The 15,553-nt window shown below is 65.0% G+C and carries 14 protein-coding genes and 1 tRNA gene; 5 read left to right on the top strand and 10 right to left on the bottom strand.

What is annotated here, in order from left to right:
* Window position 1: 1 nt before the first annotated feature.
* From KA712_15070 to KA712_15055, 4 genes are read right to left on the bottom strand one after another with little or no spacing between them, the layout of a single operon-like run.
* Window positions 2-757 carry a class I SAM-dependent methyltransferase gene (locus KA712_15070; protein MCG5054283.1) on the bottom strand — a complete coding sequence of 252 codons (756 nt, stop codon included), beginning with the start codon at window positions 755-757 and terminating at the stop codon, window positions 2-4.
* Entirely contained in the window at window positions 754-2,253 is a 1,500-nt protein-coding gene (locus KA712_15065; GenBank protein MCG5054282.1) for a glycosyltransferase, read from the bottom strand. Before KA712_15065 ends, KA712_15070 begins: the two co-directional genes overlap by 4 nt.
* Window positions 2,254-2,301: 48 nt before the next feature.
* Window positions 2,302-5,025, bottom strand: coding sequence for a protein kinase (locus KA712_15060; GenBank protein MCG5054281.1), 2,724 nt, complete (start codon window positions 5,023-5,025; stop codon window positions 2,302-2,304).
* 59 nt (window positions 5,026-5,084) lie between these two features.
* Window positions 5,085-5,840, bottom strand: a complete 756-nt coding sequence (locus KA712_15055) for an EI24 domain-containing protein (GenBank protein ID MCG5054280.1) — start codon at window positions 5,838-5,840, stop codon at window positions 5,085-5,087.
* 226 nt (window positions 5,841-6,066) lie between these two features.
* On the opposite strand from KA712_15055, the gene KA712_15050 reads away from it, so the two are divergent.
* Entirely contained in the window at window positions 6,067-6,456 is a 390-nt protein-coding gene (locus KA712_15050; GenBank protein MCG5054279.1) for a hypothetical protein, read from the top strand.
* Between the two features lie 49 nt (window positions 6,457-6,505).
* On the opposite strand, the gene KA712_15045 is transcribed toward KA712_15050, so the two are convergent.
* From KA712_15045 to larB, 4 genes are read right to left on the bottom strand one after another with little or no spacing between them, the layout of a single operon-like run.
* Window positions 6,506-6,814: a hypothetical protein gene (locus KA712_15045; GenBank protein ID MCG5054278.1), complete on the bottom strand. Its 309-nt coding sequence runs from the start codon at window positions 6,812-6,814 to the stop codon at window positions 6,506-6,508.
* Window positions 6,811-8,667, bottom strand: a complete 1,857-nt coding sequence (locus KA712_15040; GenBank protein ID MCG5054277.1) for a PAS domain S-box protein — start codon at window positions 8,665-8,667, stop codon at window positions 6,811-6,813. Before KA712_15040 ends, KA712_15045 begins: the two co-directional genes overlap by 4 nt.
* Window positions 8,664-10,073 (bottom strand): nickel pincer cofactor biosynthesis protein LarC, encoded by a 1,410-nt coding sequence (gene larC / locus KA712_15035; protein MCG5054276.1) that lies wholly within the window; start codon window positions 10,071-10,073, stop codon window positions 8,664-8,666. The genes KA712_15040 and larC overlap by 4 nt, the downstream gene beginning before the upstream one ends.
* A 49-nt stretch (window positions 10,074-10,122) precedes the next feature.
* Window positions 10,123-10,872: a nickel pincer cofactor biosynthesis protein LarB gene (larB, locus tag KA712_15030; GenBank protein MCG5054275.1), complete on the bottom strand. Its 750-nt coding sequence runs from the start codon at window positions 10,870-10,872 to the stop codon at window positions 10,123-10,125.
* Window positions 10,873-11,078: 206 nt separating this feature from the next.
* Between larB and KA712_15025 the strand changes: the two genes are divergently transcribed.
* From KA712_15025 to KA712_15010, 4 genes are all read left to right on the top strand, one after another.
* Window positions 11,079-11,151, top strand: a tRNA-Ala gene (locus KA712_15025).
* A gap of 464 nt (window positions 11,152-11,615) precedes the next feature.
* Window positions 11,616-12,257 (top strand): DUF4433 domain-containing protein, encoded by a 642-nt coding sequence (locus tag KA712_15020; GenBank protein ID MCG5054274.1) that lies wholly within the window; start codon window positions 11,616-11,618, stop codon window positions 12,255-12,257.
* Between the two features lie 16 nt (window positions 12,258-12,273).
* A complete protein-coding gene (locus KA712_15015) occupies window positions 12,274-12,747 on the top strand; it encodes a macro domain-containing protein (protein MCG5054273.1) in 474 nt (157 codons plus the stop codon).
* The gene (locus tag KA712_15010; protein ID MCG5054272.1) at window positions 12,744-13,310 is read left to right on the top strand and encodes a hypothetical protein; all 567 of its coding nucleotides are present in this window, start codon (window positions 12,744-12,746) and stop codon (window positions 13,308-13,310) included. The genes KA712_15015 and KA712_15010 overlap by 4 nt, the downstream gene beginning before the upstream one ends.
* Window positions 13,311-13,453: 143 nt before the next feature.
* On the opposite strand, the gene KA712_15005 is transcribed toward KA712_15010, so the two are convergent.
* Both KA712_15005 and KA712_15000 read right to left on the bottom strand, forming a co-directional pair.
* Complete coding sequence (locus KA712_15005; protein MCG5054271.1) at window positions 13,454-15,259, bottom strand: DUF1592 domain-containing protein; 1,806 nt, start codon at window positions 15,257-15,259, stop codon at window positions 13,454-13,456.
* A gap of 66 nt (window positions 15,260-15,325) precedes the next feature.
* Window positions 15,326-15,553, bottom strand: a 228-nt coding sequence (locus KA712_15000; GenBank protein MCG5054270.1) for a hypothetical protein, incomplete at its 5' end; no start/stop codon positions are given.

Raw genomic sequence — 15,553 nt, 5'->3', positions numbered from 1 at the left:
CCTAGGGACGACGCTCGAGCGCCACGAGGGTCCGAAACCCCATCCATCGAAACGCAGCTTCGGGGCAGCGGGCCTCGAGCCGAAGGAGACCCTTCCACAAGGCCAGGGGGAGGAGCGGCGCCCGGCCGAATCCGCCTGCGGCCGGGTAGGACAAACCCGCCAGGCGTCGGCGCGCCACCAGAGAAAACGAGGGAAAGCGCGCCGCGAACCGCGGCCACTCGCGAAAGAACAGCTTGGTGGCCACGGCCTGATTGCCGGCGAACGGGTCTTTGCCGTCTGCCCATCGAGGCTCGAGCGCATCAGGAGCAAAGTCGAGCCCCTCCTCGTGCAACCACGCATAGACGGGATACGACAGCGGACTCACGTAGGGATCGCAAACGATCACGCGCCCCCCCGGTGCCAGGACCCGCGTGGCCTCCTCGAAAAAGTGCGCCGGCGAAGGAAGATGGTGGAGAACGTCGAAGAGAACGAGGGCGCCCAGCGTGCCCTCCCGGAAGGGCAGCGCCTCGGCGGCAGCCACCATGTGGTGCCAGGGGGCGCGCACGACGTCACTTCGCAACATCTCCGGCAGGTAGGCAGCGGCGAGGCCCGGCCCCGAACCCAACTCGAGCCGAGGTCCCACGCCAAGCTCCGGCAGATACGCTCCGATGCGCGCGTACCAGCCGGCGTAAAGGGCGCGCAGCGCCGGGTTGCGCGCGAACGCGGCCCGGTGTTCGTCGAAGCGGCGCCGGGCCTGCACGTGCCCCGTCGCGGTCACACGAACTTGATTTTGCGGGCGGCCACCGCCGACATCTTCAGCAACAGCCATCCATGTTTCCAGCGCTCGATGTTGGTTTCGCCGTAGACCCGATCTCGGTACCGCACGGGGATCTCGCCAATCTTCAGGTTCAGCCGGGCAGCTCCAAAGATGAGATCGAAATCGCCGAAGGGATCGAAATCACCGAAGTAGGCGCGATTGGCTGCGATCCGTTCGTAATCGCGGCGCCAGAGCACTTTCGTGCCGCAGAGGGTGTCCTTGATGGGCTGCTGGAGCAGGTACGAAAACAGCACCGAAAAGCCGATGTTTCCCAGCTTGTTGAAAAAGCGCATCGCACCTGGGTCCATGGGGTACACGAGGCGCGTGCCCTGTACGAAGTCGGCACGGCGCTCGGAGACTGCTTGGTAGAACACGGGCAAGTCCTCGGGCGGCACCGTCAGATCGGCATCCAGGATCATCAGGATGTCACCCTTGGCCTTTTGAAAGCCCAGCCGAACGGCGTCCCCTTTCCCCTTTCCCGTCTGCTTGTATGCAGAAAGCGACAGCGGCCCCTGGTAGCGGCCGATCACCCTTTGGATGGTGTCCCAGGTGTCGTCTTTCGAGTTTCCCTCAACGAAGATGAGCTCAGTCGACGAGCCCATGACGGGGGTCCGCGCGACCGCAGCCTCGATGTTGCCCGCCTCGTTTCGGGCGGGCACCACGACTGATACCGAAGGTGCGTCTCGTCCCTCTCGGCGCGAGGATTGACGGGGCCGCAAGACGTAGATGCGGTAAAGCGCGGTGCGGGACAAGGCCGGAGCCTTCACCAGGTACTTGTTTGCCAGCGCCCCCAGGCCACCCAACAAGAGCGGCGACATCATGCGGTCCTCGAAGCGTACCACCTCGAGATCGCAGAGATCGAAGAGCGTCTGAAAGTCGCTCTCGGATAGCCAATTGGCCGTAGGCGAAGGCACCTTCCACCCGGCCTTCTCGGCCAGGCGCGACGGGATCTCCCAAAACACGTTGAACGTAGTGAGATAAATCCGCCCATCCTCGTTCAGGCAATCGTGCATCCGACGCAGCAGCAACCGAATGTCGAGCACGCTGTGACACAGCCGATCGCAGACCACCGCATCGTAGCGGCGCTCGACAGGCGCCGAAAGAATGTCGCCCTCCTGGAAGCAGACCTCCGGATGGCGCGCCCGGGCCTCTTCGAGGATCTCGGCTAGGCAATCGAGCCCCGTGCGGTCGGCTTGCGGAAGGGCGGCCAACAGGTCTCCGCGCCCACACCCCACCTCGAGCACGCGGGCATCCGGCGGGATGAGGCGTCGCAGGGCCTCCCGCAGATCCAGGTTCATGTGGTCCCGCGCCGCGGGATGCCGGGGAGATGCGAGCGCCAGCTTCCGGAAGTACTCACGCCAGGCGGACGCGAGCTCGTCGCTGCGGCTCTTGGGCTTACGCTCGGGGGCCAGAGAGGCCGCCGAGGCCCCGCTCGTGTGTTCGTCAGGAGGACTCATGAGGTCGCGCGAGGCGCACCCATCGTCAGCGATCGCCGACCGTGCCCCTCAGGGCTCACCATCGACCAGCGAGAACACCTTCTTGAAGGGCTGATCCGGCCGGACCGTGATGACCTCGGTCTTTTCGATGTTGAGATCGGGGTTCACGAACTTGAGCTTGTGTCGGCCACAGGGCACATCGAAGCCCACGAGGGGGGTGATCTTGCCGGTGTCCTCCCCATTCACGAAAACCCGTGCCCAGGGCTTCGCGCCCACCGTAATCTTGCACGTGGCACCCGCCGCGGCCGGGGCCGCAACGGCGGCCGCAGCGGCGGCACGCGGTGCCGGACGCGGCTTCACGGCCGCCTGGGCCGGAGGCTCCGCGGCAGGCTCGGTGAGGGCCGGGACCTGAGCCGCAGGGGGAGATTCTGCTCTCGCCGGCGGGGCGGCTGCCGCGGGGCGTGGCCGGGGTGGGGGTTCGGCCGCGGCGGCCGGCTTGACGGGTGCGGCGTCCTTTGGCTCGAGGCGCGCGGCGATCTTCAGCACAAGGCCAGGCTCTTGAACGAACTCGTAGCTCCAATCTTTGTAGGCCTCGACGTCCTTGATCTCGAGCACGTGGCGACCAGGCGCTACGCGGTCAGCCTTGAAGTTGGTGCGGATCTGGGGGCCGCTCCCATCTTCGCCGGCGGTCAGGGGACGCCCGTCCAACCACACGGGCTGATCGGGAGGCTCGCTCACCAGCTCGAATCCCGTATCGGCCGAGGCCCGCAGCTGAACCTCGAACACGGCCTTCTCTCCTGCCTTGACCTCGATGTTCTTCACCGCCTTGTCGTAGCCAGGGGCGCTCACCGAGACGATGTAGTCACCCGGGGCACGATCCACGGCCAAGGGGAAACGCCCCTTGACGGCTTGGTCGTCGATGAGGACCTCGGCATCCTCTGGGATGATTTTCAACTCGAGAGTGCCCGAGCGGTTGATCTGAGTCAGCGCCAGAGCACCCACCGCCAGCACCACCAAGGTGGCCGCGATCCAGCCGAGCGGCAAGGTGTTCCGGCCGCCCTGCCGTTGCGCGTACTGGGCGAGTCCCGCTGAAGGGTGAGGGTATCCGGGACCGGGTCCGGGAGTGGGGGGCAGTGGGGCCGCGGGCGCCCATCCATTTTGGGCCAGCGGCTCTGCGCCCGTTTGCGGAAAAGGCACCACCGGGCCGAAGAGGTCGGTGCCAAGACCTGCGGGTGCGGACGTACCCGGCCCCGAAGGGGCAAAGCCGGTTCCCATGAGGGTCTGCCCGCCGAGCGGCCCCGAGCGCCCGGGGCCCGCCCCTGTCGGAGGCGGCAGGAACGAATTCCCCGGCTGCAAAGGCGCCGCGTGCGACGGCGGCAGCGGCGAGCGAGGCCTCTGCAACGACGGCATCTGGCTGATGAGCGCGGCTTGCTGGTAGGCAGGCTGCACCTCCGTGCGCACCTCCTCGGACTCGTCCATCTCGCCGAGCAGCAGTTCCGAGGGAGACTGGGCCACGGTCTTCTCGTCGGCCTCGAAGAACCCCGGTTCCGGCTTCGGCACCCCGGCCGCACGCGGTTTGTGCGCCGCGCTCGGGACCGGCTCGATGCGCGAGGGCTCCGCCAGGAAGATGTCAGACGAACTGAGCTCTTCGTCGTCGGGGTCAGGCTCGGCTTCCTGCGCGAAGTGGTCGGGCATGGGCTTATCGAAGATGGCGGTTTCCAGCTCTTCGTCGTCCCATTCGAGCGCGCCCCCAGATTTCGATGCGCTGGCCTGAGAGCGGGAACCGCGTGATCCGAGGTCGGACGTGGGTTGTGTCATGGGTTGCGACAGTTGCCGGTACTGCTCCAGTTTGGCGTGGTCTTCTTCGATTTCGGTGGCGAACGAGCGCTTCATCCACCCGGCCAGATCCTTGCGCGAGCAAAGTTCGCCCACCGAATACAGGAACGCCTGCAGATCGTCGTGAAGGTCGATGGCGTTTTGGTAGCGGTCCTCCGGCTCCTTGGCGAGCGCCTTGAGGACGATGCGTTCCAGCTCGGCTGGAATCTTCTTGTTGAAGCGCGTGGGCGGAACGATTTCCACGTTTCGCACCTTCTCCAGTGTGGAAAAGTCGCTTTCGCCCACGAAGAGGCGTTCACCCGTGAGCATCTCGTAGAGGCAAATCCCCACCGAGAAAATGTCGCTGCGTCGGTCCACGGGCAACCCGCGCACCTGCTCGGGCGACATGTACCCGAACTTGCCCTTGAGGATTCCCGCCTGAGTCTTGGACGCCTTGCCAGCCGCCTTGGCGATGCCGAAGTCGACCAGCTTCACCTCACCCTCGTAACCGATCAGAATGTTCTGCGGCGAGACATCGCGGTGCACGAGATTCAACGCGCGGCCACTCGTGTCCTTTTTGTTGTGGGCGAAATCGAGCCCCTCGCAGACCTGCATCAGCGTGTAGCACAGCTGCGGGATGGGCATGGTCATGTCCAGCTTGCGAAGCTGGTCGAAGATCGCGCGCAGGTCTTTGCCGTGCACGTACTCCATGGCGATGAAGTAACTGTCGTCGACCTTACCGAGATCGAAGATCTGCGCCACGTTGGCGTGCTGCAGCTGGCCAGCGATCTTCGCTTCATCGATGAACATCGTGATGAACTCTTCGTCCTCCGCGATGTTGGGAAGAATGCGCTTGACCGCGATCAGCCGTTCAAAGCCCTCCACGCCGAATGCCTTGGCCTTGAAGACCTCTGCCATCCCCCCGACATTGATCCGCTCGAGGAGGTAGTACTTTCCGAACGGGATGGGCTTATTCAACGGCATACCCTGCGGGTGGCAGAGCCAGCGAACCCGGCTCTGGACATAGACATCTGCTCTTAACGAAATTGCTCAATTGTGTCAAGGTGTTGGCCCTTCCCCTGGCCATGCGGCACCGGATTGGCCTGTCGGGGCGCCCGCACCGGATCGGCCGCGTCGTCGAGGAACGCCAGCGTGGCCCCCACCGCTGCGAGCGGCGGCGCGATGACGAAGGCGAACGGGACGAAAAACACGAAAGAAGTGGATACGGCATATCCCGCAGTCATGGCCGGGTGCGCAAAAAGGTATCGCCATTTGCCTAGGAATGACACCTTCCTGCGGGCCAACGGATAATCGAAGCCGTCGAAGGCCAAAAACAGCCCGCCGAGGGCCAGGGCCAGTACCGCCCCTACCCCCGTTACCCAAACGAGAAGGTTGGCCAAGCCAATCGCAAACAGGTAGAGCGCGGACTTCACCGCGCCATGCATGACCGCCTGGACCGCGCCCGCCCAGAACCCCGCGGAGGGGTGCCCCCCCTTGACGATCACTTCCGTCTTTTCCGAGAGAAGATCCACGAACGGGGCGGAAACCAGAGGGTAAAGCGCCAAAAAAGCGGGAACGGTCAGGAAGGCCGCGAAGGCAAGCTTGCCCACATGGGCCCAGCCTTCGGGCTCCGAGGGAAACCAACGGTCGGTGGCCCAAAACGCCAGGTAGCCCGCCAGAGCCGCCACGAGGACGTTCGCGAGCACGGGAAGGGCAAGGTAGCCCCACAAACCGTGCCGCGCGATGAAAGCGGCACCTCGAAAGGGTGCCCACAGGCCGCGAACGAGTCCCACCGGGGACAAATTACCCCACCCGTGGGGGGGCACTCGACGAGAAAATCGCCTCGCGACGGAAAAAACGAGCAACACCGGCGAGCCAGGCTCCGAAAACCAAAGAGAGAGCCAAATGATTGCACGCGAATCTCATGAACCGATGACGCCGAAGCCGCTCGCTTCCCACGAGACGCCCGCTGCGGCGGGCCGGGCGGGCGAGCCCCTGTGCTAGATTGCAGGTGACCACATGAAGGTGAACGGACCAGGGACGGGGCTGCCCCCCACCAATGTCGAATCGGCGCCGGCGTCGCAAGGCGCCAACGACGCCGCGGGTGTCTCCCCCAGCGTCAAGAACGAGGAGGCTCGGGCGCCCCTTCCGAACCAGACCGCTCACGCGTCCCTCCCGGCCAAGGACGTGTCCCACCTGGTGGCGGGACTGGGTAACGACTTGAAGACGGGCCGCCTGACCACCCGGCAAGCCCTGGAGTCTCTCGTCGATCGCGTCGTGGAGCACCGCGTGGGTCCCGGAGCCACCGAGGCCGTGCGCGCGCAATTGGAGACCGCGCTGCGAAACGCCTTGGAAAACGATCCCTTCGTCGGCGCGCAGCTGGCCCTGCTCACCCGCCGGCACGGGTGAGCCGGTTACCCTCCCTCGCCGGCTCTGCGCGCTGCCGCAGCCCGGCCGCTCAGGCGGCGGGGACCGATGCACCGGGCGCACCGCCGAGGATGCTCTGGCGGCGCACCATCAGCAGCTGCTTGGCCTTGCCAGGAATCTGGAGCGGATCGACATCGAAGGTGGCCAGGGCATCGACCAGCACGCTGGCCTTGTCTGCCGGCGAGGCTTTTTTGTCGACGATGACGGTCCACTGGCCCCGCAGCCGGCACAGGCCCCCCCCACTTTGCACCCCCTGGGGTCCCAGGCTGTCGTAGCGCACCTTCACGCCTAGCTGTAGGGCGGCGCTCTCGAGGGCTGCCACCAACTGATCGGGTTTCATTCTGGTTTCGACTCTCGATGTCTTGAGGGCCGAGGCCCTCGAACGTTCTTTTGCGGCTCCACGGCATCCGACGCGTCGGCGTCGGGAGGGGTCGGCACTTCCCGCGCCAGCGGCAAGGTGACCACGAAGGTTGTACCTCCACCCTGACGGCTTTGGAAGGTGATTTGTCCCCCGTGTGAAAACACGATGTTGCGTACGATCGAGAGCCCGAGCCCCGTGCCACGGCCCGCAGGCTTGGTGGTGAAGAACGGCTCGAACACATGGGGTCTGTCGGCCTCGCGGATGCCTCTGCCGGTGTCCGAAATCGCCACGCCGACCGCGGCGTTTCCCCGACGCCAGGTACGAACGCGCACTTGTCCCCCTTCCGTGGGCAAAGCCTGGGCCGCGTTCGTGATGAGGTTGATTACCACCTGCAGGATCTGATCGCGGATGGCGGTGAGCGGGGGTAGATCAGGGTGAAGATCCCGCTCGACGGTGGCGTTTGCCTCGTCGAGCACGTGCTCGCAGAACGAAAGTCCATGCGCCACGAGATCGTTCAGGTCGAACGGCTCGTTTTCGGTGCCGCTCGGTCTAGCGTAGGTGACGAGATCTTTGGCGAAGCGCCGAATGCGCTCGGCGCCCTCCGTGATCTTCTTCAGGCGATCGATGTCGGCGGGTTCGAAGGCGTTCGGCACCCGACCCTCGAGCGCCAGCTTCGCCTTGCGTCCCACCGCATCCGCGCACACTTGAATCGACGTCAGCGGGTTGTTGATCTCGTGCGCGACGCCCGCGGCGATCTGACCGAGCGTCGCAAGCTTTTCGGCGTGTATGACCTGGCCCTGAAGCGCACGGAACGCCGTGACGTCTTGGCCCACCGCCAAGATGGCAGCTGGCATTTCGCCCGTTTTCACCGTTACCACGTTGAAGGCCGCACGAATGACGGCGCCGCCCGCCGAGGGAAGCTGCATCTCGCGGGTGACGGTGTCCCCGGAAGCGGCCGCCTGCCTCATGACGAGCGGCAGCTGGGGCGTTCCCAGCTCCTTCCACCAGGAGCCCAAATCTTTTCCAATCGCCTCCCATCGCGAAAACCCCGTGAGCCGATGCAAGGCACGGTTCCACACCGTAACCTTGCCCTCGAGGTCCGTGGCGACGATGAGCGCGTTGGCTTGGTCGACGAGCTGCTCGAGGTATTCTTGAAGGTACGAGGTCTCCCGCAGCAGCCTCCTCGTGTGTCCCACCACCGCGATGTGGTTCGCGATCGGGATCACCAGGCCTTGATCCGGCTTGACCGGAAACCAGCCTTGGGCGCCCGACCCTTCCACGATCTCCGGGTAGTTCACGTGAACCTCGCCCATCATCTGGCCCCCCGCGAGCAAGGGCACGGTGAACCCTGCCACGGCGTCCCTGAAGATGAGCGGATGTTCGTCGACGAGGCGAATGAAGTCAGGGAGGGCCAGCTCGCCGCGCCCCTGCGGGTCACGGGGAAGGTTGTCGCGCACGTTCTGGTGGTCGAGCGCGCCCCGCTGCACGGTGGCGAGCATCTCGAGCACGTCGTCGACCAGCGGCGCATCCGCGAGCACCTGGGTCGCAGCGTGCGTCTTCGGGTCCAAGACACGAACGGCCACGAGACGCCCCGGAAGCAGCGCCCTCAGCCCGTCGAACAGAATGCGGTAAAGATCGCCGTCGCCCAGATCCACCGTCACCGCCCGCGAAAACTCGAGCACGTTCTTGAGCACATCGGCGGGAGGCAGCAGCGGAAACCGGGCCAGGGTTTGGCGGCGCGTGCGTGTGGTGGCCTCGGACTCGAACTCGCGCGCGTCGTCTCCTGCCCCCTCACCCTTATACCCTTGCCCCCTGCCCGGCCTTTTCGTCATCGGCGCGGGCTCCGACGGCCCTTTTTGGCGGGGGGAGCGGCGGCGGTCTTTCGAGGGCCGGGCGCAGGGCCCGGGTTCGTACGCAGCGCCCGGGCCGACGCGGCCGCCTCTTCGTACACCTCACGCACCGGCTTGCCGATACGGCGCGCCAACGCGCGACAGTCCTCGAACTCGGGGCTCACGCCGATAATCTCGCCATCGCGTGACGCCAGCTTGACCTTCACGGTGCCAAGACGCGTCTCGACCGTGGCGTGTGCACGACCGAGCACGGTCCGGTGGTAAGGCGTGCTCCTCACGCCGAGCGTGCTCGAGTGAACGAAGAAGGCGTTCTCGACCGCGGCCTTCACGGCGGGCGGCGCCAGGGCCGAGACCTCCACGGCGGGGCGGCCCTTTTTCATGAAGATGGGCGTACACCATGCGTCCACGGCTCCCGCGTCGAAGAGGGCTTCGACGAGCGGTGCGACGAGCTGGCCCGACATGTCGTCGACGTTCGTTTGCAGCAGCCAAACCTGAGCGCTGGCGTCGGGCAGACCTTGCCCCAAGGGTTTGCCCGCCATGACACGCAGCACGTTCGGTCGGTCGGGTAACTCCTTCGTTCCCGCGCCATAGCCCGTGGCCAACAACTGCATGGGGGGCGCAGGCCCGAACCGCTCCACGATCGCCGCCAGAATCGCGGCCCCCGTGGGTGTGGTCAGCTCACCTTTGCCCTCGCTGAGCACGGGTAGGCCCTGCAGCAGGGCCGCCGTGGCCGGGGCGGGCACAGGCAAAAGGCCATGTGCCGTCTTGACCTGGCCCGTGCCGAGCACGACGGGCCCGCTGCTCACCGAAGCCGGTGCGATGTACGAAAGCGCGGCGGCCGCACCCACGATGTCTGCGAGCGAATCCCAGGCCCCCACCTCGTGAAACGTCACCTCGTCGACGGGCACGCCGTGCCGGGCCCCTTCCACGATGGCGATGCGCTCGAAGATCGCGAGCGCCAGGTCCCTCGTGGCGGGCGCGAGACGCGCCTTGCGGAGACGTTCGCGAATCTCGGCGTAGTCGCGGTGGGCGTGAGCTTCATGGTCGTGCCCGTGCGCTTCGTGATCGTGGTGCGAGTGGGCTTCGTCGTGAGCGTGGTGCGTGGGGTGAGCGTGACCGTGAGCGTGCGCCCTCCGCTTGCCCTTGGCTGGGCTCACCCCGGACGGACAGGTCACCACGAAACCGGTGGCCACAAAGGCCCCCCGTTTCCGCGCCTCGAAGCGGGTTTCGAGCCCCTCGAGGCCCAGTGCCTCGACGGCGCCGGTGATCACGTCCCGCGGGACACCGAGGTCGACGAGAGCGGCCACGGTCATGTCACCCGCGATGCCGGCATGCGGGTCGAAGTGAAGGTGCGCGCCGCGCAGATCTGTGACGGGATTTCGGGCCATGACCGGCAGACGCCTCTCGGAAAAGCCGCAGGGAGGGTGAAGCTTGCGCTCAGCGCTTGCGGTTCAGAAGAGACGCCATACGACCTCCCCCGAAGCCGTTGTCGATGTTTACGACAGCCACGCCGGCGGCGCACGCGTTCAGCATCGTGAGCAGGCCCGCCACACCGTTGAAGCTCGCGCCGTAGCCCACACTGGTGGGGACCGCGATCACGGGACGGTTGAAGAGCCCTGCGGTCACGGTGGGCAAAACGCCATCCATGCCGGCCACCACCACGGCCACTTCGCAGGTCTCGATCGTCTCGCGGTGGGCAAGCAAGCGGTGAAGCCCGGCCACGCCCACATCGAAGATGCGCACCACTTCGTTGCCATCCAGCTCGCAGGTCGTTGCCGCTTCTTCCGCCACGGGAATGTCCGACGTACCCGCCGTCAGCACGGCCACGGTGCCACGCCCCTTGTCGCGAGGAGGTTCGGCGCCATAAACCAGCAGTCGAGGCACGGGCAGGTACCGGGCTTCGGGGACCTCCCGAGATACGGCAGCGGCCACCTCTGCCGAAACGCGCGTAGCCATGACCGTGGTGCGTGCGCCCAACTCGCGCAAAAGCCGCGCGATCTGTTCGGCCGTTTTGCCCGGGCCGTAAATGACCTCTGGGAATCCGGTACGGAGGTGGCGGTGGGTGTCTGCGTGGGCAAAGCCCAGCGAGCGAAACGGCAGATCACGAAGCTCGCGCTCGGCTTGGTCGACGGGAACTTGTCCGGCCTGAACACGTTCGAGAAGGTCTCGGAGTTGGCGAGGGTCCATGGGGCGCGAGACTACCAAACCGCGGCGCGGTGACACCCCGGAAACGGAGGGGCCCACACCGCGCAGGAGAGGCTTTCGAGAGGCGATTCGGGATTCGAGAACATTTACGTCGCTTGCCCGTTGACCCCGGAAAAAAGCGCTGGTAGACAAACGCTCCCGTCGCCGAAAGGCCGCCGGGCCTGAAAACTGAATCTCACCGTATCTACGGGGCTATAGCTCAGCTGGGAGAGCGCCTGAATGGCATTCAGGAGGTCAGCGGTTCGATCCCGCTTAGCTCCACAAACTCAACACCGCGGAATCAGTGACGTTTTCGGCTGACCTCCGCGGGTGAGGCCCGGGAGGGGAATCAGGTGCCGGTGCGGATCCGGTGCGGTTTGCCTCCTTCGAGCACTGTGAGGGTGCGGCTCTGCCTTGCTGCCGCAACCGCGTCCCTTTTGGCGTAGCTCTGGCTTGGTGCCTATCAGCTCACATTACGCTGCCCGATGCCGAACACAAGCCGCGCCTCCAACTCTGGAAGTTGAGACTGCAGACCGCAAAGTGAGTCTCCCGCGTCTGACGGTTCGAAAATCCCTGGGAAGCTTGCGGAGCTTCGAGCTTGACGAGACACCGCCCAGGAAACTATACACGTGTTCAGGTGGAAGGCGCGCAGAAGCGATTCAAGATGGGACCGGTCGGGGCCCGCCCTCGGTGTATGTAGGTTACAGATATCATCTCGCCGGTATGCGTGATCGACGGGCCGCGACATGACCGAACCTCCCAGCCAACCCAAGGCGTATGACATAACCCACGCGAGCAATCTCAAGGGAATTGTGGCCGCCGGAGCCCTTCGCTGCGATTCCACGGTGGCCGCGGCGGGAGGCCCCAACTCTGGCATCGGTATCGCCGACATCAAGTCGCGCCGCCGTGCTCTGCCGGTGCGCTGTCATCCCGGCCTTACGGTGGGCGATTGTGTCCCGTTCTATCTGTGTCCGCGTTCGATCATGCTGTTCGTCCTGTATCGTGGCAATCACGTCCAGCTCGACTATCGCGGAGGGCAGGACCCGATCGTTCATCTCGAGATCGACATGCGGACAGCGGTGGCGTGGGCACAATCAGCGCCCCGACGCTGGGCTGTGACACCGCGGAATGCTGCAACGGTTTACAACTTCGACTTCTTCTCCGATCTGTCTCAACTGAGTCTTCTGAACTGGGATGCGATCGCTGCTCAGGATTTTCGCGATCCCGAAGTGAAGGAAGCCAAACAAGCGGAGTTTCTACTGGAGGAACTCTGCCCCTGGGAACTCGTGTCACAGGTCGGTGTGTACAACGCTTCGACAAAGGCCGCGGCCGAAGCAGCCATCGGCCACCAACCACCGGTCGTTGTCCGCCGAGATTGGTATTTCTAGTGCAAGGAGCCTCCAGATGAGACGAACGGTCAAAGGAGACATCCTCAGGGCGGACGTGGAAGCCCTCGTGAACACGGTCAACTGCGTCGGGTTCATGGGCAGGGGCATCGCGGCCCAGTTCAAGAGGAGTTACCCGGATAACTTCAAGGTCTACGCCAAGGCGTGCAAGCAAGGGGACGTCCGCCCTGGGGCCATGCTCACGGTAGAAACTGGGCAGCTGACGAACCCCAGATACATCGTCAACTTCCCTACGAAACGCCACTGGCGAGGCAAGAGCCGCATGGAAGACATTAACGCCGGTCTTAACGCGCTCGTTGAAGAAGTCCGTGCCAAGAACATTCGCTCAATCGCGGTTCCACCGCTTGGCTGCGGGTTGGGCGGGCTGCGATGGTCAGATGTTCGACCACGAATAGAAGCTGCATTCGAATCACTCCCGGATGTCGAGGTGGTGATCTACGAGCCTTCAGGCCCCCCCCCGTCAGCTCGATGAGCAAGAGCAAAGAGGTTCCGAACATGACCCCCGGCCGTGCCGTCCTCCTTGGGCTCATGAATCGCTACCTCAGCGGACTGATGGACCCATTCGTCACGCTCCTCGAACTACACAAGTTGATGTACTTCGCTCAAGAGGCGGGCGAACAACTTCGGCTCAAGTTCGAGAAGGGTCCCTACGGGCCATACGCCGAGAACCTCCGGCAGGTTTTAAACCGCATCGAAGGTCACTACGTGACCGGATATGGGGACGGCGGGGACGATCCCTACAAGCAGTTGGAGCTCGTCCCGGGCGCCGTCGCCGACGCAATGAAGCTCCTCGAGGCACAGCAGGACACGAGAGCCCGCTTCGAGCGCGTGGCGGCACTGCTGGACGGGTTCGAGACGCCATTCGGGATGGAACTACTGGCCACGGTCCATTGGGTCGTCCGGGCTGAGGGCGCTGAGGGCGCCGACGACATTGTCGGAGCAGTCCAACGCTGGAACTCGCGAAAGCAGCAGTTCACCCGTGCGCAGATCGAGGTCGCGCAGGAGCGACTGCAAGGCCAGGGTTGGCTTTCTTGACACACACGCTCGAAATCAATCGTTCCTACCCAACCCCACGAAAATACTGGCGTTTCGCCTCTCCGCGGAACGATCGTCTAAGCTATTGATTTCACACCGCCACCGCGGTGATGGCATTCAGGAGGTCAGCGGTTCCCCCCCGCTTAGCTCCACAATCCAACGTGCGGACAATATGCGTCCGCAGGAAGCAAGTCTGCGCGAGTAGAGGCAGCGGGCACCTGCACGGCGCCCGCTCTGCGATTACATCGCGACGGCGCGCTTCCAGAAGGCGCCGTTGGCGAAGCGCTTCGCCAGGCCCTCCCGCAGGCCTTCCTGCGAGAGCGCCTCGACGAAGGATCTCGTCGACTCTGGCAACTTCCGGCCTCGTCCAAGCCCTGACCCAAGACGAACGCCTCGACCCGCTGGGCAAAGCAGTCGTGGGCGCGGGGTTGCCTCACGACGGCGTTTGCCATCTCCCGGGCGCCCGTGAACGCCACGTTCCCTCCCGGCTCCCACAAGTAGCCGCTCGCATCGATGGGCTTTCCTGCCCGCGCATCCATCGTGCGGTAAACGCCCGTCGAGTCGAAGTTCTCGAGCGCAAAGCCGATGGGATCCATCATGCGGTGACAGAGCGCGCATTTCTCCTCGGCGGCATGGGCGACGAGCCGCTCCCGGTGGGTGTTGGCCCCGTCCGGAGGCAGCGGGAAGACGTTCACGTCGCCCGGGGCGGAGGGCAGGTGATCGCACAGCAGCTTCTCGCGGACGAAGAGCCCGCGACGAATGATGTCGGTGTCCGCATCCAAGCCGTAGGTGGCCAGAAAGGCGCCGGTGGTCAGCAAACCTGCCCGCCCCTGCTCCGCAGCGCTCACCTGCTTCCAGGTGTTGTCGTCATCGCTCCCGCCGAGCCCATAAAAGCCGCCCAGGGTCTTGTTCAAGAAGGTGTAGGGTGCCGTCAGCAAGGTCTCGAGCCGTCCGTCGCCCTTCCAGATCACGTGCTCGACGAACGCGCGGTACTCCGCGAGCATGAGCGCGCGGATCTCGGTCTTGAACTGGGGGAAAAACATCTCGTTTTTCGGGGCTGAAAGGACCCTATCGACACCCACGAGGTCATCGAAGTACTGCGTCAGTGCGCGCGAAGACGCAACGCCTGCCATCAACCGACGGCTTTCGCGCAAGATGCCCTCGGGCGCGTCCAAGTCGCCCTTTTCAGCCGCGGCTTGCAGCTCGGCATCCGGGGGCGCGTTGGAGAGCGAGAAGGCGAGAAAATCTGCCTTCTCGAAAGGTGTAAGTTCTACGACCTTCGCCTGCGGGGCCCCTCCGAACTCGGAACGAAAAAGCGTGTTGTGGGAGAGCAGGATGGCATTGGCGACTTGCTCCAGCGCCACCGCATGCCCGTCGAGCCCCTTTTCGGCCCGATAGAAGCCGAGGTAGGCCTCTGTCTCGGCGGGGCGAGCCGGTCTTCGGAAGGCCTTGCGCACGAGGCGCTCGATGGCGCCCCGCACGCAATCTTCATTGGGTGACGTCGCATCCAGACAGTCCGAGACATCGCGCTTGTTGGCGACCAACTGCGCCGAGACCCCGCCGAGGGAGGTCAAGAGGGCATTCACGTGGGGCACCGTGAGATCCAGGCCTGACGCCGAGCGGGTGGCCGGGGCGAACGGGGCCAAGGCGCTCGCGACACCGTTCACCTTGGAGCTGAGCGCCACGAGCGTGTTTTCCAGCTGCACCGGATTTAGCCGTACCAGCCGCTGCGGCAGCGGCCCACAGCCAAGGCCTGCGGAGGGACTGCCCCCCGCCCCTGCCCCCCCGGCCCCCGGTGCACCGCCGCCACCTGCGGACGGGTTCGTCGGATCGTCCGTCCCGGGGCTGTCCGAACTGGGGCTGTCGGGATCTGCCGACGAAGAGCCCGTCACCGCGCCCGTGCACGCTGAAACGGCCAGGCCCGACAAAGCCGCGATTGTGATTCCCATCCTGTACATCGTGGATCCTTCTTTGGAGTTTCCCTGGGAGCCCTGGGTGAACCGCCCCGCACGCGTTCAACCGTAGATCTGGTTCAGGGGACCCTTGTTGATGCGGGGGTCACCGAACGAGGTGATGTCCGCCCCGACCGCTCGGGCCACCGACACGAAAAAGTCGGCCACGGAATGCACCGGCACGTCATGGTTCACCTTCGGCTTGAAGCCGGAATCACCGGGGGTCACCAGGGTCATGCGGGGATCGCCGCTCGTGATCTTGCTGCTCGGAAGCTGGACCAATCGCCCTGT

This window comes from Myxococcales bacterium, assembly GCA_022184915.1.
Taxonomy (GTDB): Bacteria; Myxococcota_A; Polyangia; order Fen-1088; family Fen-1088; genus JAGTJU01.
This window is presented reverse-complemented; position numbering and strand designations above follow the sequence as displayed.